The 20,606-nt window shown below is 59.4% G+C and carries 21 protein-coding genes; 13 read left to right on the forward strand and 8 right to left on the reverse strand.

The genetic code is table 11. The features are described 5' to 3' along the window. Positions 1-122: 122 nt before the first annotated feature. The 3 genes from GNF76_RS01665 to GNF76_RS01675 all read right to left on the reverse strand — a co-directional run bounded on the left by GNF76_RS01665 (position 123) and on the right by GNF76_RS01675 (position 1,916). A complete protein-coding gene (locus GNF76_RS01665) occupies positions 123-719 on the reverse strand; it encodes a superoxide dismutase (RefSeq protein ID WP_155581424.1) in 597 nt (198 codons plus the stop codon). Between the two features lie 187 nt (positions 720-906). Continuing rightward, positions 907-1,509 carry a LysE/ArgO family amino acid transporter gene (locus GNF76_RS01670; protein ID WP_155581425.1) on the reverse strand — a complete coding sequence of 201 codons (603 nt, stop codon included), beginning with the start codon at positions 1,507-1,509 and terminating at the stop codon, positions 907-909. A gap of 5 nt (positions 1,510-1,514) precedes the next feature. Then, on the reverse strand, positions 1,515-1,916 hold the full coding sequence (locus tag GNF76_RS01675; protein WP_155581426.1) for an ACT domain-containing protein: 402 nt from the start codon (positions 1,914-1,916) through the stop codon (positions 1,515-1,517). Between the two features lie 100 nt (positions 1,917-2,016). Between GNF76_RS01675 and GNF76_RS01680 the strand changes: the two genes are divergently transcribed. From GNF76_RS01680 to GNF76_RS01725, 10 genes are all read left to right on the forward strand, one after another. Further along, positions 2,017-2,910 (forward strand): LysR family transcriptional regulator ArgP, encoded by an 894-nt coding sequence (locus GNF76_RS01680; RefSeq protein WP_155581427.1) that lies wholly within the window; start codon positions 2,017-2,019, stop codon positions 2,908-2,910. Between the two features lie 52 nt (positions 2,911-2,962). Further along, complete coding sequence (locus GNF76_RS01685; protein ID WP_155581428.1) at positions 2,963-3,961, forward strand: NAD-dependent epimerase/dehydratase family protein; 999 nt, start codon at positions 2,963-2,965, stop codon at positions 3,959-3,961. A gap of 131 nt (positions 3,962-4,092) precedes the next feature. Beyond that, positions 4,093-4,929 carry an ATPase gene (locus tag GNF76_RS01690; RefSeq protein ID WP_155581429.1) on the forward strand — a complete coding sequence of 279 codons (837 nt, stop codon included), beginning with the start codon at positions 4,093-4,095 and terminating at the stop codon, positions 4,927-4,929. Positions 4,930-5,085: 156 nt separating this feature from the next. Further along, entirely contained in the window at positions 5,086-6,345 is a 1,260-nt protein-coding gene (locus tag GNF76_RS01695) for a D-mannose isomerase (RefSeq protein ID WP_155581430.1), read from the forward strand. A 104-nt stretch (positions 6,346-6,449) separates the two neighbouring features. Beyond that, positions 6,450-7,736: an ABC transporter substrate-binding protein gene (locus tag GNF76_RS01700; protein ID WP_155581431.1), complete on the forward strand. Its 1,287-nt coding sequence runs from the start codon at positions 6,450-6,452 to the stop codon at positions 7,734-7,736. A gap of 181 nt (positions 7,737-7,917) precedes the next feature. Further along, on the forward strand, positions 7,918-8,826 hold the full coding sequence (locus tag GNF76_RS01705; protein WP_155581432.1) for a carbohydrate ABC transporter permease: 909 nt from the start codon (positions 7,918-7,920) through the stop codon (positions 8,824-8,826). Then, positions 8,819-9,664, forward strand: coding sequence for a carbohydrate ABC transporter permease (locus tag GNF76_RS01710; RefSeq protein ID WP_155581433.1), 846 nt, complete (start codon positions 8,819-8,821; stop codon positions 9,662-9,664). The genes GNF76_RS01705 and GNF76_RS01710 overlap by 8 nt, the downstream gene beginning before the upstream one ends. Before the next feature lie 2 nt (positions 9,665-9,666). Continuing rightward, on the forward strand, positions 9,667-10,869 hold the full coding sequence (locus tag GNF76_RS01715) for an ABC transporter ATP-binding protein (RefSeq protein WP_246211844.1): 1,203 nt from the start codon (positions 9,667-9,669) through the stop codon (positions 10,867-10,869). 75 nt (positions 10,870-10,944) lie between these two features. Then, positions 10,945-12,294, forward strand: coding sequence for a carbohydrate porin (locus GNF76_RS01720; protein ID WP_155581434.1), 1,350 nt, complete (start codon positions 10,945-10,947; stop codon positions 12,292-12,294). A 101-nt stretch (positions 12,295-12,395) separates the two neighbouring features. After that, positions 12,396-13,241, forward strand: a complete 846-nt coding sequence (locus GNF76_RS01725; protein WP_155581435.1) for a D-hexose-6-phosphate mutarotase — start codon at positions 12,396-12,398, stop codon at positions 13,239-13,241. A 130-nt stretch (positions 13,242-13,371) separates the two neighbouring features. Here the strand turns inward: GNF76_RS01725 and GNF76_RS01730 are convergent, their stop codons facing one another. After that, positions 13,372-14,232, reverse strand: coding sequence for a MurR/RpiR family transcriptional regulator (locus tag GNF76_RS01730; RefSeq protein ID WP_178123141.1), 861 nt, complete (start codon positions 14,230-14,232; stop codon positions 13,372-13,374). A gap of 218 nt (positions 14,233-14,450) precedes the next feature. Here GNF76_RS01730 and zwf point away from each other — a divergent pair, with 218 nt between their 5' ends. From zwf to GNF76_RS01745, 3 genes are read left to right on the forward strand one after another with little or no spacing between them, the layout of a single operon-like run. Continuing rightward, the gene (gene zwf / locus GNF76_RS01735; RefSeq protein WP_155581437.1) at positions 14,451-15,917 is read left to right on the forward strand and encodes a glucose-6-phosphate dehydrogenase; all 1,467 of its coding nucleotides are present in this window, start codon (positions 14,451-14,453) and stop codon (positions 15,915-15,917) included. Next, positions 15,904-16,617, forward strand: a complete 714-nt coding sequence (gene pgl, locus GNF76_RS01740) for a 6-phosphogluconolactonase (RefSeq protein WP_155581438.1) — start codon at positions 15,904-15,906, stop codon at positions 16,615-16,617. Before zwf ends, pgl begins: the two co-directional genes overlap by 14 nt. Before the next feature lie 17 nt (positions 16,618-16,634). Further along, a complete protein-coding gene (locus tag GNF76_RS01745) occupies positions 16,635-17,300 on the forward strand; it encodes a bifunctional 4-hydroxy-2-oxoglutarate aldolase/2-dehydro-3-deoxy-phosphogluconate aldolase (RefSeq protein WP_155581439.1) in 666 nt (221 codons plus the stop codon). A gap of 88 nt (positions 17,301-17,388) precedes the next feature. Here the strand turns inward: GNF76_RS01745 and GNF76_RS01750 are convergent, their stop codons facing one another. The 4 genes from GNF76_RS01750 to GNF76_RS01765 form a co-directional block, all read right to left on the reverse strand. Further along, positions 17,389-18,567, reverse strand: a complete 1,179-nt coding sequence (locus GNF76_RS01750) for an aminotransferase class V-fold PLP-dependent enzyme (protein WP_155581440.1) — start codon at positions 18,565-18,567, stop codon at positions 17,389-17,391. Positions 18,568-18,580: 13 nt separating this feature from the next. Continuing rightward, on the reverse strand, positions 18,581-18,817 hold the full coding sequence (locus tag GNF76_RS01755) for a DUF3820 family protein (RefSeq protein WP_155581441.1): 237 nt from the start codon (positions 18,815-18,817) through the stop codon (positions 18,581-18,583). 202 nt (positions 18,818-19,019) lie between these two features. After that, a complete protein-coding gene (locus GNF76_RS01760; protein WP_154745702.1) occupies positions 19,020-19,490 on the reverse strand; it encodes a MaoC family dehydratase in 471 nt (156 codons plus the stop codon). 68 nt (positions 19,491-19,558) lie between these two features. Then, a complete protein-coding gene (locus GNF76_RS01765; protein WP_155581442.1) occupies positions 19,559-20,503 on the reverse strand; it encodes an alpha/beta hydrolase in 945 nt (314 codons plus the stop codon). Positions 20,504-20,606: the final 103 nt, after the last annotated feature.

Consider the following 20,606-nt stretch of genomic DNA (forward strand, 5'->3'; position numbering starts at 1 on the left):
TTCGCTGCATGGGTGGCAAATTTCCGTCACTGGGTTCCATGATTTCCTACCTGGTTTTCCAGTTTTCGACCGTCCACAAAAAAGCCCGGCAATCGCCGGGCTCTTTCTACTGCAAGCGTTGCTTAAGCGGTGAAGGTCTTGCCTTCGAACTGCTCAGCGACGAACTTCCAGTTGACCAGGTTCCAGAACGCTTCCACATACTTTGGACGCACGTTGCGGTAGTCGATGTAGTAAGCGTGTTCCCAGACGTCGCAGGTCAGCAGCGGGGTGTCGCCGCTGGTCAGCGGGTTGCCGGCGCCGATGGTGCTGGCCAGGGCCAGGGAACCGTCAGCTTTTTTCACCAGCCAGCCCCAACCGGAACCGAAGGTACCGATGGAAGTCTTGGAGAACTCCTCCTTGAACTTGTCGAACGAACCGAACGCTGCGTTGATGGCATCGCCAAGTGCGCCGGTAGGCTGACCGCCGGCGTTTGGCGCCAGGCAGTTCCAGTAGAACGTGTGGTTCCAGACCTGAGCGGCGTTGTTGAAGATACCGCCCGAGGAAGACTTGACGATTTCTTCCAGGGTCTTGCCTTCGAACTCGGTGCCAGGCACCAGGTTGTTCAGGTTCACGACGTAGGTGTTGTGGTGCTTGTCGTGGTGGTATTCCAGGGTTTCCTTGGAAATGTGCGGCTGCAGGGCATCGTGTGCATAAGGCAGCGGCGGCAATTCGAAAGCCATGATGATTCTCCTAATCAGGTCAGTTGCGGTGAGCGCAAGGCCGATCACGGGCGGCCATACAAGCGCCGGGGAGTTTGTACTCTTTGCGGCGCAGGGTCCGGATCATAGCACCGGGGGTGCGGCAAAACCACGCAACAACTGTGTGGGATAGAGGTTCCAGAGTCTTTTGGCTGCTCTTCAAATGAGTTCAGCTCGCGCTTATCAATTGATAGGCCACAGAGAACATCATTGCCGCCACCAACAAGTCCAGTAACCGCCACGTGGCCGGGCGCGCCAGCCACGGCGCCAACCAGGCAGCGCCGAGCGCCAGGGCGGAAAACCACAACAGCGAAGCACTGGCGGCGCCGGCGACATAAGCGCCAGGTTCGGTTTGCTGGGCACCCAAGGAGCCAATCAACAGCACCGTGTCCAGGTACACATGCGGGTTGAGCAGGGTCACTGCCAAGGCGCTGAGCAGCACCGCGCGCAACGAGCGAACCTTGTGGTTTTCCCCTTGCTCCAGGCTTTGCCGTGAACAGGCCCGGCGCAGCGCGAGGGTGCCGTACCACAACAGGAAGGCCGCGCCGCCCCAGCGGGCAATGGCCAACAACAAAGGGTTCTGGGCCAACACCGTCGCCAGGCCAAATACCCCGGCAGCCACCAGGATCGCGTCACACACCACACACAGCGCGGCTACCGGCAGGTGATGTTCCCGGCGCAGGCTCTGTGCCAGGACAAAGGCGTTTTGCGTGCCAATGGCCATGATCAAACCGAGGGCGACCAGCAGGCCGTTCACGTAACTTTGCCACATGCTCTTTACTCCGCGTTGGCTGCTAACTGGCGCAGCACGGTCATGGCTCGTTCGGCGTCGCTGCGGCCGACAAACAGGTGGTCGTGGTAATACCCGGCAATCACGTTGCAACTGATCCCGGCCTGGCCCAGAGCGCTGGCGAAAGCCGCGGTGAGACCGACTGCCTCCAGGGCCGAGTGCACATTCAAGGTGATCCAGGCGGCGATGTACTCGTAGGGCAATCCGGCCTGTTCAGCCTGTTGACGCTCGACAATCACCGTCAGGCCTTCTTGTTCACGAAAGCTGCCGATCACCTCGCAACCGTCCGGGATGCGGTGGTCGGGCAGGGTGCAAAACACATAGTCGCCCTCGTTGAGGTGCGGGCTCATGCTGCGCAACAGGGTTGCCAGGGCGGTTTCGCCGGCCATGGGGAAGATCCTTGAAAAGTGGAGAAGCGATGCTGGCTATTCTCGGGGTTGAAGCTGTATAAGAAAAACCAATATTGCTGATCGCTCATTAGGAAAACTGATGTTCGACTATAAATTACTGGCCGCCCTGGCGGCGGTGGTGGAACAGGCCGGATTCGAACGCGGTGCCCAGGTGCTTGGTGTCTCGCAATCGGCCATCTCCCAGCGCATCAAACTGCTCGAGGCGCGGATCGGCCAGCCCGTGCTGGTACGGGCAACGCCGCCGACGCCGACAGACATTGGCCGGCGGCTGCTCAACCATGTGCAGCAGGTGCGGTTGTTGGAGCGGGATCTGCAGAGCCAAGTCCCGGCCCTGGATGAAGAGGGCATGCCAGAGCGCCTGCGCATCGCCTTGAATGCCGATAGCCTGGCCACCTGGTGGGCCGAAGCGGTCAGTGATTTTTGCGCCGAGCAACACCTGCTGCTGGACCTGGTGGTGGAGGACCAGACCGTGGGCCTCAAGCGCATGCGCGCCGGTGAAGTGGCGGCGTGTATCTGTGCCAGCGAACGGCCAGTGGCGGGTGCACGCAGCTTGCTGTTGGGGGCGATGCGCTATCGGGCGCTGGCCAGCCCGGCGTTTATCGCCCGGCACTTTCCAGGCGGTGTTCGTGCCGACCTGGTGGCACGCACTCCGGCACTGGTGTTTGGCCCTGATGATTTCCTGCAGCATCGTTACCTGGCTTCCCTGGGTGTCGAGGGTGGTTTCGAGCACCATTTGTGCCCATCGTCCGAAGGCTTTATGCGCCTGGTAGAAGCCGGATTGGGCTGGGGCCTGGTGCCTGAGTTGCAGGTGCACGACCAGCTTGAGCGGGGTGTTCTGGTGGAGTTGTTGCCAGATAAGCCAATCGACGTGCCGCTGTACTGGCATCATTGGCGCAGTGGCGGGCAATTGCTCGGGATGCTGACCGAGCATCTGGCCCGGGCGACTGGCCAATGGCTGGTGCCGTTGGAGTGACAGCAAGCGTCAAGGCAGCAGCGATGAAAAACGAAAGAATGCGGAGTAACACATGAAAATTCTGGTCACCGGCGCAAGCGGCTTCATCGGCGGACGCTTTGCGCGTTTCGCCCTGGAGCAGGGCCTGGACGTGCGGGTCAACGGGCGGCGGGCCGAAGGTGTCGAGCACCTGGTGCGGCGTGGCGCCGAGTTTATCCAGGGTGATTTGAATGACCCGGACCTGGTGCGCGACCTGTGTCGCGATGTCGAGGCGGTGGTGCATTGCGCGGGTGCCGTGGGGCTGTGGGGGCGCTATCAGGACTTTCACCAGGGCAACGTGTTGGTGACCGAAAACGTTGTCGAAGCGTGCCTCAAACAGAGGGTCGGGCGCCTCGTACACTTGTCGTCGCCGTCGATTTATTTCGATGGCCGCGACCACTTGGGATTGACCGAGGAACAGGTGCCCAAGCGCTTCAAACACCCGTATGCGGCCACCAAGTACCTGGCCGAGCAGAAGGTCTTCGGGGCTCAGGAGTTCGGCCTCGAAGTGCTGGCGCTGCGCCCGCGTTTTGTCACCGGCGCCGGGGACATGAGCATCTTCCCGCGCCTGCTGAAAATGCAGCGCAAGAATCGCCTGGCCATCGTCGGTGATGGCTTGAACAAGGTCGACTTCACCAGCGTGCACAACCTCAACGAGGCGTTGCTCAGCAGCTTGCTGGCCACCGGTTCTGCCTTGGGCAAGGCGTACAACATCAGCAACGGCACCCCGGTACCGATATGGGATGTGGTGAACTACGTGATGCGGCAAATGGAAATGCCCCAGGTCACGCGCTACCGTTCCTACGGTTTGTCCTACAGCGTCGCGGCGCTCAATGAAGCATTCTGTGCAATGTGGCCGGGGCGTCCGGAGCCTTCACTGTCCCGGCTGGGCATGCAGGTCATGAACAAGGATTTCACCCTCGACATCAGCCGCGCCCGGCATTATCTCGACTACCAACCCAAGGTCAGCCTGTGGGCGGCCCTTGATGAGTTCTGCAACTGGTGGAAGGCCCAGGAGGCGGGGGCGAAATAGAACCGACCAATGACCTGTAACACACCGGGAACCGAACTTGCGGTTCCCGGTCGATCAGTGCGACGGGCAAGGGGTTTATACTCCGCCGCCAGGCTTTCCATGTGGCTACCTCAAGGATTTAAGGTTGATTCATGCGTAACGATGCTAACGACGACTTCGACAACGTTCCCAGCCTGCGGGCAGACACCGGGGGCGACGATGATTTTGTACCAACCGCTGCCACGTCCGTGCGCTCTCGGCCAGCGCCCGTGGTCAAGGTCAAGAGTGCCAGCACCGGGCCTTTGTGGGCGTTGGTCGGCGCGCTGTTATTTGCCTTCGCAGGCCTTGCCTGGTGGAGCTTCCAGCAGATTTCCCTGATGGGGCAGCAGTTGGTGGCGACCCAGGAAAGCTTTGCGCGCATCAGCGAAGAAGCGGCCGGGCGCCTGCAGGATATTTCCGGCAAGGTGGTGGCCAGTGAGGCCAACGTCAATAACGGCAGCGAAGCGCTGAAACTGCAGATCAAGCAGCTCGAAACTCAACTGTTGGAGCAAGGCAAGCAGCAGCAAGGCGTGGCCGGGCAGGCGACGGATCTGGACAAGCGCCTGGCGCAGATGACAGCCAGTACCACCGAGCTGTCGACGGCCAATGTGCAACTGCAAGGGCAGGTGCAGGCACTGACGGAGGCTGTGGCGACCCTCAAGGTGGCTCAAACCGACGCAAGCAAGCGCGATGCCGAGCTTAACGCTGATGTGGCGGCCTTGAAGAAGCAGGGCAACCCAACCGCGGCCATCGCTCGCCTGGAACAGGATCTGCTGGTGCTCAAGAGCGAGCAGGATAATCGCCAGGCCGCTGCTGACGGCCCGACGACCAAGGAGTTCGACGTGTTCCGTATCCAGACCACCCGCAATGTCACCACCTTGCAAAGCCAGGTGCAGAACCTGCAACAGCAGATCAGTGCGCCGGCCCGGGTCAGCCCTATCGGGCAGTGATGTTGATGGCCTGTAGGCGCCTGCTTTCATTGCGGCTACAGGCACTTTCAAGTCGAATGTCACCAGCCGGTGACATTTCCAGCCCCCTTCGTTACTTGCCCTCTCCCAGCCCTTGTTTAGACTCCGGTCATCCCATAAAAACAAATAGGGCTCACCATGACCACGCAACCGCTGCCTTTGAGCAGTTGGCTGAACGCACCTGCCCATCACACCTGGCTGGCCGCTGAAGGTCAGCGCCTGCTGTCGTTCGCCAAGGCTTCGAAGCTGCCTGAAGGCTTCGGCAACCTGGATGATCAGGGCCACCTGCCGGCCAATGCCATCGCCGAAACCATGAACACCGCCCGTATGACCCACAGCTTCGCCATGGCCCACGCCCAAGGCCTGCCGGGTTACGCCGACCTTGTAGCGCACGGGGTGAGTGCCCTCGGCGGCCCACTGCGCGATGCCCGCCATGGCGGTTGGTTCGCTACCCCGCAGGCTCGCGACGGGAATACTGGCAAGGCTGCCTACCTGCATGCCTTTGTCGCCCTGGCTGCCAGCTCGGCGGTGGTGGCCGGTGCGCCCGGTGCGCAAACCCTGTTGAATGACGCCATCCACATCATCGACCAGTATTTCTGGAACGAGGAGGAGGGCGCGATGCTCGAGTCCTTCGCGCAGGACTGGACGGGTGTAGAAGCTTATCGCGGCGCCAACAGCAACATGCACGCCACCGAAGCCTTCCTTGCCTTGGCCGATGTGACTGGCGACACGCGCTGGCTGGACCGTGCGCTGCGTATCGTTGAACGCGTGATCCACGCGCATGCCGCCGACAACCAGTTCATGGTGATCGAACACTTTGATCGTCACTGGCAACCCGTGCGCGGCTACAACGAAGACAACCCGGCTGATGGCTTTCGCCCCTACGGCATCACCCCGGGCCATGGCTTCGAATGGGCGCGGCTGGTGCTGCACCTTGAAGCGGCGCGCCAGCAAGCTGGCTTGATGACACCCGAGTGGCTGTTGACTGACGCCAAGGGCCTGTTCGCCAGTGCCTGCGAATATGGCTGGGCGGTGGATGGCGCTCCCGGCATTGTCTACACCCTCGACTGGGCCCGGCGCCCGGTGGTCCGCGAGCGTTTGCACTGGACCCACGCCGAAGCCAGCGCTGCGGCGCAGGCTTTGCTCAAGCGCACGGGTGAGCTGCACTACGAAACCTGGTACCGGCGTTTCTGGGAGTTTTGCGAGACCCATTTTATCGACCGTACCCATGGCAGTTGGCACCACGAACTGAGCCCGCACAACCAGCCCAGCCGCAAAATCTGGGGCGGTAAACCGGATCTGTACCATGCCTGGCAAGCCGTTCTGCTGCCTGGTCTACCCTTATCCCCGAGTATGGCCAGCGCCTTGGGCGCGGGACGCAATGTCACCAACTGGTGACATTTGTGCGTCCCTTTGTTACGTGCACCTTAAATATCCCTGTTTAAAATCCTATGCAGCGCAAGCTCTAGACTTGCATGCATAACAACAAAAAAGGTACTCAGATGAACGCGATTAATCGCCTCGCCGTTGCTATTTCCATTGCCTCGTTGTTTCCCCTCAGTGCTTTTGCCGCCGACTCGAAAGGGACGGTTGAAGTTGTGCATTGGTGGACCTCGGGTGGTGAGAAGGCGGCAGTAGATGTCCTGAAGGCCCAAGTTGAAAAAGACGGTTTCACCTGGAAAGACGGTGCCGTCGCAGGTGGCGGTGGTTCCACGGCCATGACCGTGTTGAAAAGCCGCGCCGTTGCTGGCAACCCGCCAGGTGTTGCCCAGATCAAAGGCCCGGACATCCAGGAATGGGCGTCCACCGGGCTGCTCGACACCGACGTTCTGAAGGACGTTGCCAAAGAAGAAAAGTGGGACTCCCTGCTCGACAAGAAAGTCTCCGATACCGTGAAGTACGAAGGTAACTACGTGGCCGTACCGGTGAACATTCACCGCGTCAACTGGCTGTGGATCAACCCTGAAGTCTTCAAGAAAGCTGGTATCGAAAAAGCACCGACCACCCTCGAAGAATTCTACGCCGCCGGCGACAAGCTCAAGAAAGCCGGCTTCATTGCGCTCGCCCACGGTGGCCAGCCTTGGCAGGACAGCACCGTGTTCGAAGCGGTGGTCCTTTCGGTGATGGGTGCCGATGGCTACAAGAAAGCCCTGGTCGACCTGGACGAAAAAGCCCTCACCGGCCCTGAAATGATCAAGTCGCTGACCGAGCTGAAGAAAGTCGCGACCTACATGGACGCCGACGGAAAGGGCCAGGACTGGAACCTGGAAGCCGCCAAAGTCATCAACGGCAAGGCCGGCATGCAGATCATGGGTGACTGGGCCAAGAGCGAGTGGACCGCGGCCAAGAAAGTCGCTGGCAAGGACTACGAGTGCGTAGCCTTCCCGGGCACCGACAAAGCCTTCACCTACAACATCGACTCCCTGGCGGTGTTCAAGCAGAAAGACAAAGGCACTGCGGCCGGTCAGCAGGACATTGCCAAGGTCGTGCTGGGTGAGAACTTCCAGAAAGTCTTCAGCATCAACAAGGGCTCGATCCCGGTTCGTATCGACATGTTGAAAGACATGGGCAAATACGGCTTCGACTCGTGCGCCCAGACCGCCGCCAAGGACTTCCTGGCAGATGCCCAGACCGGTGGCCTGCAGCCAAGCATGGCGCACAACATGGCGACCACGCTGGCCGTACAAGGTGCGTTCTTTGACGTAGTGACCAACTACATCAACAACCCGGCCGCTGATCCAGCCGCCACCGCCAAGCAACTCTACAGCGCGGTCAAGTCGGCCAAGTAAGCCCTGGAACGCCGGTCCTGCCGGGGCCGGCTTGTGTGGGAGCCGGGCTTGCCCGCGATGCAGACACCTCGGTCTGTCAGCTATGCCGAGGTGATGCTATCGCAGGCAAGCCAGCTCCCACGCAAGCCTGGCCCTCACAAGGAGCTCCCTTGAAGTTATTTTCTCTGTACTGGATTTCCCCATGAGTTCTGTTGCTGTGTTCAGCAAAGCCTCGCCGTTCGATGCACTGCAGCGCTGGCTACCCAAACTGGTGCTGGCGCCCAGTATGTTCATCGTTTTGGTGGGCTTCTATGGCTACATCCTGTGGACGTTTGTCCTGTCGTTCACTAACTCGACTTTCCTGCCGTCCTACAAGTTTGTAGGCCTGGCGCAATACGCACGCTTGTTCGACAACGACCGCTGGTGGGTGGCGAGCAAGAACCTGGCGGTGTTCGGTGGCATGTTCATCGGCATCACCTTGGTGATCGGCGTGACGCTGGCGATTTTCCTCGACCAGAAAATCCGCCGCGAAGGCTTCATTCGCACCATTTATCTGTACCCGATGGCGCTCTCGATGATCGTGACCGGTACCGCCTGGAAATGGCTGCTCAACCCGGGCATGGGCCTGGACAAACTGCTGCGCGACTGGGGTTGGGAAGGCTTCCGCCTGGACTGGCTGATCGACCCTGATCGTGTGGTGTACTGCCTGGTGATCGCGGCCGTGTGGCAAGCCTCGGGCTTTATCATGGCGATGTTCCTGGCCGGTTTGCGCGGTGTCGATCAATCGATCATCCGTGCCGCCCAGATCGATGGCGCGAGCATGCCCAGGATCTACTGGAAAGTGGTGCTGCCCAGCCTGCGTCCGGTGTTCTTCAGTGCGGTGATGATTCTGGCCCACATCGCGATCAAGAGTTTCGATCTGGTGGCGGCGATGACGGCCGGTGGTCCGGGTTACTCGTCCGACCTGCCGGCGATGTTCATGTATTCCTTCACCTTCAGCCGCGGCCAGATGGGCATGGGTTCGGCCAGTGCGATTCTGATGCTCGGTGCGATTCTCGCAATCATCGTGCCTTACCTGTACTCCGAGCTAAGGACCAAACGTAATGACTAGTCTCGCCGGCAAACCTTTTATCAGCCTGAGTCGCATCGCGATCTACGCGGTGCTGATTCTCGCGGTACTGCTGTATCTGGTACCGCTGGTGGTCATGCTGTTGACCAGCTTCAAAACCCCGGAAGACATCAGCACCGGCAACTTGCTGAGCTGGCCTGCCGTGGTCACCGGCATTGGCTGGGTCAAGGCCTGGGCCACAGTCGACGGTTACTTCTGGAACTCGATCAAGATCACGGTCCCGGCGGTATTGATCTCTACCGCCATCGGCGCGTTGAACGGCTATGTGCTGTCGATGTGGCGTTTTCGCGGTTCGCAGTTGTTCTTCGGCCTGTTGTTGTTCGGCTGCTTCCTGCCGTTCCAGACCGTGCTGCTGCCGGCCTCGTTCACCCTCGGCAAGATGGGCCTGGCCAGCACTACCACGGGCCTGGTGTTCGTGCACATCGTCTACGGCCTGGCGTTTACTACACTGTTCTTCCGTAATTACTACGTGAGCATTCCTGATGCGTTGGTAAAGGCGGCACGGCTGGATGGTGCGGGCTTCTTCACGATCTTCCGGCGGATCATTTTGCCGATGTCGACCCCGATCATCATGGTCTGCCTGATCTGGCAGTTCACGCAAATCTGGAACGACTTCCTGTTCGGTGTGGTGTTCTCCAGCGGTGACTCGCAGCCCATCACGGTGGCGCTGAATAACCTGGTTAACACCAGCACCGGGGTCAAGGAATACAACGTGGATATGGCGGCGGCGATGATCGCCGGGCTGCCGACCCTGCTGGTCTATGTGATCGCAGGCAAGTATTTCGTGCGCGGCCTCACGGCCGGCGCGGTCAAGGGGTAATCATGGCAACGCTTGAACTTCGCAACGTAAACAAGACCTATGGCGCCGGCCTGCCGGACACCTTGAAGAACATCGAACTGTCGATCAAGGAAGGTGAGTTTCTGATTCTTGTCGGACCTTCGGGTTGCGGCAAGTCGACGCTGATGAACTGCATCGCCGGCCTTGAGAACATCACCGGCGGCGCGATCATGATTGGCGACCAGGACGTCAGCGGCATGAGCCCCAAGGATCGCGACATCGCCATGGTGTTCCAGTCCTACGCGCTGTACCCGACCATGAGTGTGCGCGAGAACATCGAATTCGGCCTGAAGATCCGCAAGATGCCGCAGGCGGCCATCGACGAAGAAGTGGCGCGGGTGGCCAAGCTGCTGCAAATCGAGCACTTGCTCAATCGCAAACCGGGCCAGCTCTCCGGCGGCCAGCAACAGCGCGTGGCCATGGGCCGTGCGTTGGCCCGCCGGCCGAAGATCTACCTGTTCGACGAACCGCTGTCCAACCTCGACGCCAAGCTGCGGGTCGAGATGCGCACCGAAATGAAACTGATGCACCAGCGTCTGAAAACCACCACCGTCTACGTCACCCACGATCAGATCGAAGCGATGACCCTGGGCGACAAAGTGGCGGTGATGAAGGACGGCATCATCCAGCAGTTCGGCACGCCGAAAGAGATCTACAACGACCCGGCCAACCTGTTTGTGGCGAGCTTTATCGGCTCACCGCCGATGAACTTCATTCCATTGCGCCTTCAGCGCAAGGATGGCCGCCTGGTGGCGCTGCTGGACAGTGGCCAGGCGCGCTGTGAACTGCCGCTGAGCATGAGTGATGCAGGCCTTGAAGACCGCGAAGTGATTCTGGGCCTGCGCCCGGAACAGATCGTGCTGGCCCCAGCCGAGGCCGCAGGCGCACCGACCCTTCGTGCCGAGGTGCAAGTCACCGAGCCGACCGGGCCGGACACGCTGGTATTCGTGCAAATCAATGACAGCAAGGTCTGCTGCCGCCTGGCGCCTGATGTGGCGCCGCAGGTAGGCGAGACCCTGACCCTGCAGTTCGACCCATCCAAGGTGTTGCTGTTCGACGCCAAAACCGGTGAGCGCCTGGGGACTTGTGGGAGCGGGCTTGCCCGCGATGCAGGCGACTCGGTCCGCCTGCCAGAACGCAGTGATGCTATCGCGGGCAAGCCCGCTCCCACATTCAAGGCAAGTTAAGTCGTTGTTTCAGATAAAAATGTAACCTGCGTTAGATAAAAACAGTTTAATAACAATAAAGACGAGGATGTAGGGATGAAAATGAAACACACCAACACCCGGCTGCTCTGCCAAGTGTCAGCAGTTGCAGCACTGCTCATGTCCGCCAATGCGATGGCGGACGACGCGTTCAGCGCCAATTCCAAGTGGATGACGGGCGACTGGGGTGGCGAGCGGACCAAGTTGATCGAGCAGGGTATCGACATCAAGGCCGACTACGTCGGTGAAATGGGCGCCAACCTCCATGGCGGCTATAACGACGACAAGACCGGACGCTACAGTGACCAGTTTGGCCTCGGCGTGGCACTGGACCTGCAAAAGCTCTGGGGCTGGGATAACACCCAGGCCAAGATCCAGTTGACCAATCGTAATGGCCAAAACATCTCCAATGACCGTGTGGGTGATCCGCGTGCCGGCACCTTGAGTTCCTCACAGGAAGTCTATGGTCGTGGCCACATGGTGCGTCTGACCCAGTTGTGGATCCAGCATCAGTTCCTCGACGGCAAACTGGACGTGAAGGCCGGTTACTTCGGTGAAGGCGAAGACTTCAACACCTTCCCCTGCGAATTCCAGAACCTGGCGTTCTGCGGCTCCCAAGTGGGTAACTGGGCGACCAACATCTGGTACAACTGGCCAGTCATGCAGGCGGCGTTGCGCGTGAAGTACAACATCACGCCTGAGTTCTATGCGCAGATCGGCGCGTACAACCAGAACCCATCGCAGACCGAACATGGTAATGGTTTCAAACTCAGCGGCAGCGGTACCAAAGGCACCGTCATCCCAGTTGAATTGGTCTGGTCGCCAAAGGTTAACAACCTGCCGGGCGAATACCGTGTGGGTTACTACAAAAGCACCGCGCCTGCTTCTGACGTCCGTGAGGACGTCAACGGCAACGATGCTGCGACCACGGGCGATGCCTATCGTACTCACAGCAGCAAGCACGGTTACTGGTTCGTTGCCCAGCAACAACTCACCAGCCATAACGGTGACGCTTCCCGCGGTCTGAACATCGCGGCCAACGCGACCTTCCACGACAAGGACACCAACATCGTCGACAACTACCAGTCGTTGATGTTTGTGTACAAGGGGCCATTCGATGCGCGTCCAAAAGATGACGTCGGTATCGGCTTCGCCCGTATCCATGTCAACGATGACGTGAAGAAAAACGCCGAGCTGATCAACGCTGACAATGGCATTAGCGATTACAACAATCCGTTGTACGCGCCACTGCGCTCCACTGAATACAACTACGAAATCAACTACGGTTTCCACGTTACCAACTGGTTGACCGTGCGTCCTAACCTGCAATACATCACTCACCCAGGTGGCGTAGATCAAGTCGACAACGCTTTGGTTGCCGGCCTGAAAATTCAGTCGGTGTTCTAACGTTGTTGCGATAAGCTCCTCTCTCTGTGCGCATTTTGCGGATGGCCTTGGCTATCCGCTTTTTTTGGGGCGCATTGTGATGAATCTCAGGACCGTGGCACATGCATGAGCATCCGCTACAACGCTTTTTCAAATCCCTGCGCCCACGTCCCGTGTTCGCCTGGGAGCGTTTCCAGATGCGCGAGGTGCTGGTGATTGATCACCCGCTATGCCAAGCGGTGTTCAGTCGTCAGGGCGCGCAATTGCTGCACTTTCAGCCCAAGGGCCAAAAACCCTGGTTGTGGTGCGCGGCCAAGTGGCCACAAGTCGGCGCGATCCGTGGCGGTGTGCCGGTGTGTTGGCCGTGGTATGGCCGTCATCCCAGCGAAAACGCCTGGCCATCCCATGGTTGGGCGCGGTTGATCGACTGGAAGCTGCTGGACAGCAGCAGTGACGACGACGGTGTGCGCCTGCATTGGCGGTTGCAGTTGTGCGATTGGCAAGTGGACCTGCATGCACACTTGGGCGAGAGCCTTGAACTGCGCTTGAGCACGGAGCATCAGGACGAGTTGCCCTGCCAACTGAGTCACGCTTTGCACGCCTATTGGCGGATTGGCAATGTCGGTGAGGTAGCGCTGTCTGGGCTCGATGGGGCGCAAGGTTATGACCAGCTCAATCGCCAGGCTTGCCAGCAGGAAGGTGAGTTACGGGTTGATGGCGGCTGTCAGCGAGTGTTCCAGCATGAGGGTGAGTTGCACCTCAAGGATCACGCCTGGCAGCGTGAGTTGTGCATCGATACCGGAGAGAGCGCTGACACGGTGGTGTGGCATCCGGGCAGCCGGCCATTGCTGGGGGTGAGCTTCAATGAGGCGGCGGGGTTTGTCTGTGTTGAATCGGCGATGGCGGGCGCCAGCCTGGCGCCGGGGGAGAGGGCGCATTTGAGTCTTCAAGCCAGGGCGGGGGTTTGATCCTGAAGTGAGCTGTGTTGCTGATGCCGCCATCGCGGGCAAGCCCGACTCCCGCACTTGGAATGCATTCCCCTGTGGGAGTCGGGCTTGCCCGCGATGAGGCCGGTACAGCCAATAAAGGGTTCAGGCCTTAGTTGAACTCATCCCCCACCGGATACCGACTGTCATTCAAGCTCTCTTTGATCTTGCGCAAATGCGGCTGGAAATCCACCCCGCGACGCAAGGTCATGCCTGTCGCCAGCACATCCAGCACCGTCAGCTGAATGATCCGTGAAGTCATCGGCATGTAGATATCCGTGTCTTCCGGCAGTGGAATGTTCAGGCTCACCGTACTGGCCTTGGCCAATGGCGAGTTCTCGGCGGTCACGCCTAATACCGAAGCGCCGTTTTCCCTGGCAATACGGGCCACTTCCACCAGCTCGCGGGTACGCCCGGTGTAGGAAATGATCACGAACAGCTCACCCGTGTGGGCCACCGACGCGATCATCCGTTGCATCAGCACATCGGCATGGGCCGTCACTGCCAGGTTGAAGCGGAAAAACTTGTGCAGGGCATCCATGGCCACCGGCGCTGAAGCACCGAGACCGAAAAAGTGAATCTGCCGGGCCTGGATCAACAGGTCCACGGCTTTGCTGATCAGGTTCGGGTCCAGGGCCTGGCAGGCGGCGTCCAGTGACGCGATGGCGCTGCCGAAAATCTTCTGGGTGTAGGCCTCGGGGTTATCATCGGCTTCCACAGCGCGGCTGACGTAAGCCGCGCCGCTGGCCAGGCTTTGCGCCAGCTGCAATTTGAGTTCAGGGTAACCACTGACGCCGAACGAGCGGCAGAAGCGGTTGACCGTCGGTTCGCTCACCGAAGCGGCTTGGGCGAGGGCGGCGATAGAGAAGCGGGTCGCCTGCTGCGGGTTGAGCAGGATGACCTCGGCGACTTTTCGCTCAGCCTTGTTCAGTTCTTCGAGGCGTTTCTGGATCTGTTCCAGAAGATTTCGCACGCGGTCCATTCATGTTTCCTTAGGGCGACGATGCAAATAAGGGTCGTCAACCAATCGACGAGTGGCCCTTTGCGGTGGCCTATCCTACTGAGGGTAGTTCAACACCACCACTCGGAATGCGTATTTCGGGAAAATGTTGTGGTTATTACTACATTTTTCCTTGAGTGATGCCTTGAAAAAAGGTATTTGTAGCTTAACTTGATAAAAGAACAAACATCATGCCTTTGATAACCGTAGAACCCTGCACCTTTGCCCTGTTTGGCGCCTTGGGTGATCTGGCGCTGCGCAAGTTATTTCCTGCCCTCTATCACCTCGATGGCGCCGGGCTCTTGCACGACGACACGCGCCTCCTGGCCCTGGCCCGTGAAGCCGGTTCCGAGCAGCAGCACCTGGCCCACATCGAGAAAGAATTACGCAAATACGTTGGCAAGGAGCTGGATGAAGCCGTTGCCCAACGCTTCCTGGCGCGCCTGAGCTACCTGCACGTCGACTTCCTGAAGGCTGAAGACTACGTTGCCCTGGCCGAAAAGGCCGGTACTGGCCAGCGTCTGATCGCCTATTTCGCCACCCCGGCGGCAGTGTACGGCGCGATTTGCGAGAACCTGTCCAAGGTCGGCCTGGCGGAAAACACCCGGGTTGTCCTGGAAAAGCCCATCGGTTCGGACCTGGAATCTTCGCGCAAGGTCAACGACGCCGTGGCGCAGTTTTTTCCGGAAAACCGCATCTACCGTATCGACCATTACCTGGGCAAAGAGACCGTTCAGAACCTCATTGCCTTGCGCTTTGCCAACAGCCTGTTCGAAACCCAGTGGAACCAGAACTATATCTCCCACGTGGAAATCACCGTGGCCGAGAAGGTCGGTATCGAAGGCCGCTGGGGTTATTTCGACAAGGCCGGCCAACTGCGGGACATGATCCAGAATCACCTGCTGCAACTGCTTTGCCTGATCGCCATGGACCCCCCGGCCGACCTGTCCGCCGACAGCATCCGTGACGAGAAGGTCAAGGTACTCAAGGCCCTGGCGCCCATCAGCCCGGAAGGTCTGACCACTCAAGTCGTGCGCGGTCAGTACATTGCCGGCTACAGCGCCGGCAAGCCAGTGCCGGGCTACTTGGAGGAAGAGAATTCCAACACCCAGAGCGACACTGAAACCTTCGTTGCTCTGCGGGCCGATATTCGTAACTGGCGTTGGGCCGGCGTGCCGTTCTACCTGCGCACCGGCAAGCGCATGCCGGACAAGCTGTCGCAGATCGTCATTCACTTCAAGGAGCCGTCTCACTACATCTTTGCCCCCGAGCAGCGTTTGCAGATCAGCAACAAACTGATCATTCGCCTGCAGCCGGATGAAGGTATTTCCTTGCGCGTGATGACTAAGGAGCAGGGCCTGGACAAGGGCATGCAACTGCGCAGTGGGCCACTGCAACTGAATTTTTCCGACACCTATCGCAGCGCACGAATTCCCGATGCCTACGAGCGGTTGTTGCTGGAAGTGATGCGCGGCAATCAGAACCTGTTTGTCCGTAAAGATGAAATCGAAGCCGCGTGGAAGTGGTGTGACCAGTTGATCGCCGGGTGGAAAAAATCCGGTGATGCGCCCAAGCCGTATGCGGCGGGTTCCTGGGGGCCGATGAGCTCCATTGCACTGATCACGCGGGATGGGAGGTCATGGTATGGCGATATCTAATTTGAAACTGCCTCAGGGCGTCAGCGCTCATGAGTACCGCAACCCCGTGCTGTTGGCCGAAGGCCTGGCCAATGACGTGGCTGAACAATTGCGCGCGGCCATCAGTGCCCGTGGCGAAGCGGTGCTGGTGGTGTCCGGCGGTCGCAGTCCGGTGGCGTTTTTCCAGAACCTGGCCAAGCAAGGCCTGGACTGGTCCAAGGTGACCATCACCCTGGCTGACGAGCGCTGGGTACCGGTGGAACACGCCGACAGCAATGCCGGCCTTCTGAAGAAATACCTGCTGCAAGGCCCTGCGGCCAAGGCGAAGTTTTTGAGCCTGTACCACGTTGCCGCCAACCTTGAAGACGCCGCCGAACTGGCCGATCGCCAGTTGGCAGAATTGCCGGCAATTGATGTGCTGGTGCTGGGAATGGGGGATGACGGTCATACCGCATCGCTGTTCCCCAACAGCCCGAACCTGCTGGATGCCTTGAAGCCGGACGGCAGCCGCCGTTGCTGGCCGATGTTGGCCCCGACCGTGCCCCGTCAGCGCCTGACCATGAGCCGCGCATTGCTGGCCACAGCCAACTACACCGTATTGTCGATCTCCGGCAGTTCGAAACTCACCACCCTGAGCGAAGCGCTGGCCAGTGACGATGTCGCTGTCATGCCGGTTCGGGCGTTTTTGCAACCTACTTTAGAGATTTACTGGTGCCCATGAGCCAAGGATCAGCCGCGATGAAAAGCCCTCAACCTACCGTATCCATGGCGGACAAAGTTGCCTTGATCGACAGCCTCTGCGCCAAGGCGCGGATCCTGCCGGTGATCACCATTGCCCGCGAACAGGACATTCTGCCGTTGGCCGATGCCCTGGCGGCCGGTGGTTTGACCGCGCTGGAAGTGACCCTGCGCTCGCAGTTCGGCCTCAAGGCCATTCAGGTGTTGCGTGAGCAGCGTCCGGAGCTGTGCACCGGTGCTGGCACTGTGTTGGATCGCACCATGCTCGAAGCGGCGGAAGTCGCAGGCTCGCAATTTATTGTCACTCCGGGCATTACCCGTGACCTGCTGGAAGCCTCGGTGCACAGCCCGATCCCACTGCTTCCAGGTATCAGCAATGCGTCGGGCATCATGGAAGGCTATGGCCTGGGTTATCGCCGCTTCAAGCTCTTCCCGGCGGAAGTCAGTGGCGGCGTCGCCGCAATCAAGGCCCTGGGCGGCCCGTTCGGCGAAGTGAAATTCTGCCCGACTGGCGGTGTTGGCCCGGCCAATATCAAGAGCTACATGGCGTTGAAGAATGTGATGTGTGTGGGCGGGAGCTGGATGCTTGATCCGGAGTGGGTCAAGAACGGCGACTGGGCACGTATTCAGGAAACTACCGCTGAGGCGCTGGCGCTGCTGGACTGATTGGATTTACCGAATCGTTGTTGCTGTGTTCTACGGCATTTTTGCGGTGCACTTGGTCGGTGCGCCGCTTTTTTTATGCAAAATTCGGTCAAAAGGTGGCCAATTCGGTAATGGCTTTGATCAGAACATGGATGTCCGCCGCTGACGTCAGAAACCCGGGCGTTACCCGAATGCAACTGCCAAACGCGGCCCCGCTGCGGGTCGTGGTAAACAGGTTGTACTCCTTGAGCAATCGATCTGCCATCACCTGCTGATCCACCTGCCCGGTGAATTTGAACGACGTAATCGCGCAATACAAGCGAGGATCATCCGGCGTCAGCACCTCAATCCCCGGTAACTGCCGCACCTCACGCACCCACAAATCCCGCAGGTAGTTAAGCCGGGCGCCTTTGGCCTCGGATCCACCCAACAACCGGTGTTCCTCGAACACCAGCGGCAACGTCATCAGCGCTGGAAAATTCGGCGTGCTATAGGGCGTGCGAGCGCGTACATCGGTAGCCGGGTAGTGGAATTCGCCCATGTCCGGATCAATATCCGCCAGCCGTTGCGGGTCGATATAGATAAAGCCCAGGGTCAACGGGGCGCCAATCCACTTGTGCAGATTGAAACCGGCAAAGGCGATACCCAACTGCGCCAGGTTGAATTCGATCTGGCCCAGGGCGTGGGCGCCATCGAGGATTACATCAACCCCGTGTTCCCGTGCGGCATTCGCAATGGCCTCCACTGGCATCACCAGCCCGGTGCGGTGGGTGACGTAAGTCAGCGCCAGCAGTTTGAGGCGCGGGTAACTCATGAAAGCATTGCGGTAGGTCTGCACCAGGCTGTCGAAGCTGGCCGGGTGTTCGTGAGCAATTTCGATCACCTCCACCCCACGGTGGCGCGCCAGCCAGCGCATGGCGCCTTTGACGGTGTCGTACTCCAGGTCGCTGATCAGCACCTGGTCGCCCGGTTGCAAGCGGTTGTAGTTGCGGATCAGTGATTGCAGCGCGTCGGAAGCGCAGCGGGTGAGGGCGATAGCTTCGGGATCGGCGTCCAACAAATGCGCCAGTTGGTTACGGATCTCGACATTTTCACCCTGCTCGTAACACTGGCGCACATGGATCGAATTGCTGCGATTGATGAAGGCAACATTGTCCTGGTACTGCTTAAGTACTGCGCGGCTCATACGCCCGAAGTACCCGTTTTCCAGATTGATCGGGCCGGGCTCCAGGTCGTAGCGCTGGGCGATGGCCTGCCAGTGAAGTTCGTCTTGTGCGTTCCGTTGCATGGTCGGGCTCTAGTCAGTGACGAGGGGCGGGCTTGCCGTGTTTGGCACGTAGTGGTTCCAACAGTTCGCAGAGGCCGTTGTGGTCGATTTCCTGCATCAACGCCAGAAGGCCGCCCAGTTCTCCATGAGGAAAACCTTCACGGGCGAACCAGTTCAGGTAGGGGCCGGGCAGGTCGGCGATGATCCGTCCCTTGTACTTGCCGAAGGGCATTTCGCGGGTGATCAGCAGTTCAAGTTTTTCAGGATTCATTGGGCTTCAGGCGTTTGGGTCGATGGCTTGGAAAATACAGGCATTTTGCATGCAGGCCAAATGACAGATCATGCAAATAAAGCGGATATTGAACGTCAGTCCCACGGTGTACAACGCAATCATGATCAGGTGGAAGCCCTGCCTGGCCTATCGCGGAATAGAAAAAGCCCCGTCGATGCGGGGCTTTTTCATGGGGGCTGTTTCAGCCAATGCTGATGGCCGGCAACTCGGTCAAGGTCACGACCTGTTGCTTGCGTGGCGCGAGGATTTCCGCTTCACCGTCCACCACCAATTCATCGCGCTGGTTGAACACACGAGTGGCGATTCGCACGCGAAACTTTGGCAGCTTCTCGAGAATTTCCAGACGCACGGTCAGGGTGTCGCCGATTTTTACCGGCTTCTGGAAGCTCATTTGCTGGCCGATATAGATAGTGCCTGGCCCAGGCAGCTCACACGCCACTGCCGCACTGATCAGGGCGCCGCTGAACATGCCGTGGGCAATGCGCTCCTTGAACATGGTGGCTTTGGCGAATTCGGCGTCCAGGTGCACCGGGTTGTGGTCGCCGGACATCGCTGCGAACAGCTGGATATCGCGCTCTTCGACGGTTTTGCTGTAGCTGGCGGTCTGGCCGACTTCGAGGGCTTCGTACGGAGTGTTGGTAACCTGGGTCATCTAATGGTGCATCCTGTGGCTAATCAATAATCTTAATTCGTTGATTTTAAACGAAAATATTTAGACGTTCATTCGCAGCGTGCAGGGCGGCGCAGGTTGACGGCCTGGGCCAGCCACGCCAGCACATCGGCTGTGACCACATCGCGGTTGGTTTCGTTGAACAATTCGTGGCGCGCCTGCGGGTAAATATTCAGTTGCAGGTTCTGGCAACCTCCATCACGCAGGGCATGGGCCAGGCTTTTGAGACGCTTGCCTTCACTGACCGGATCACATTCACCACCCATCACCAGGATCGGCAGGCCCGGATCGATCTGAGCGAGATTGGACGCTTTGCTGATTTGCTGCAAGCCGCTCAACAGGTCAATCCATAGCTGGTTGGTGCAGCGAAAGCCACACAGTGGGTCGCTGACATACTTGTCGACTTCGTCCGGGTCACGACTGAGCCAGTCGAACGCCGTGCGATTGGGCTTGAACGCTTTGTTGAACGAGCCAAACGACAGAAAGTCGATCAGCGCACTGCGGCCCCTGAGGCCCTGGCGCAGGCGTTCAACATGGGCGATGACCTTGGCTGCGCCGTACAGCGCTACCGGCTGGAAATTCGAGCCGCTGAGAATGGCCCCATTGAGGCTGGCGCTGTGGTGCAGCAGGTAGGCCTGGGCGATATAGCTGCCCATGCTGTGGCCCAGCAGAATGATCGGCAGTCCAGGTTGTTGCTGGCCGATGTGCTGGTTGAGGCTGGCCAGGTCACCCACTACTTTGTTCCAGCCGTCTCGCTCGGCGAACAGCCCCAGGGTGCCTTCGTCGGCGGTCCGGCCGTGACCACGCTGGTCGGGGGCATACAGGCCGTAGCCGGCACCACACAACGCTTCGGCCAGGCGGGCGTAGCGACCACTGTGCTCGGCCATACCGTGAGCGAGCATGATCAACGCCTTGGGCGGGCCGTCCGGCAGCCATTGGTTGACGTACAGGCGACTACGGTCATTCGCGGTCAGCCAGAAAGAGGTGTGGTTCATGGCGCTTCCTTTGCTCAGGGTCGATGCTGTGTATAGCTCATCTGCCGAGGGCCGTCAGATCAGCCCGGGCCTCAGGGACAAGATTCATACAATCAATGACACG

Source organism: Pseudomonas spelaei (genome assembly GCF_009724245.1).
In the GTDB taxonomy this organism is placed as follows: Bacteria; Pseudomonadota; Gammaproteobacteria; order Pseudomonadales; family Pseudomonadaceae; genus Aquipseudomonas; species Aquipseudomonas spelaei.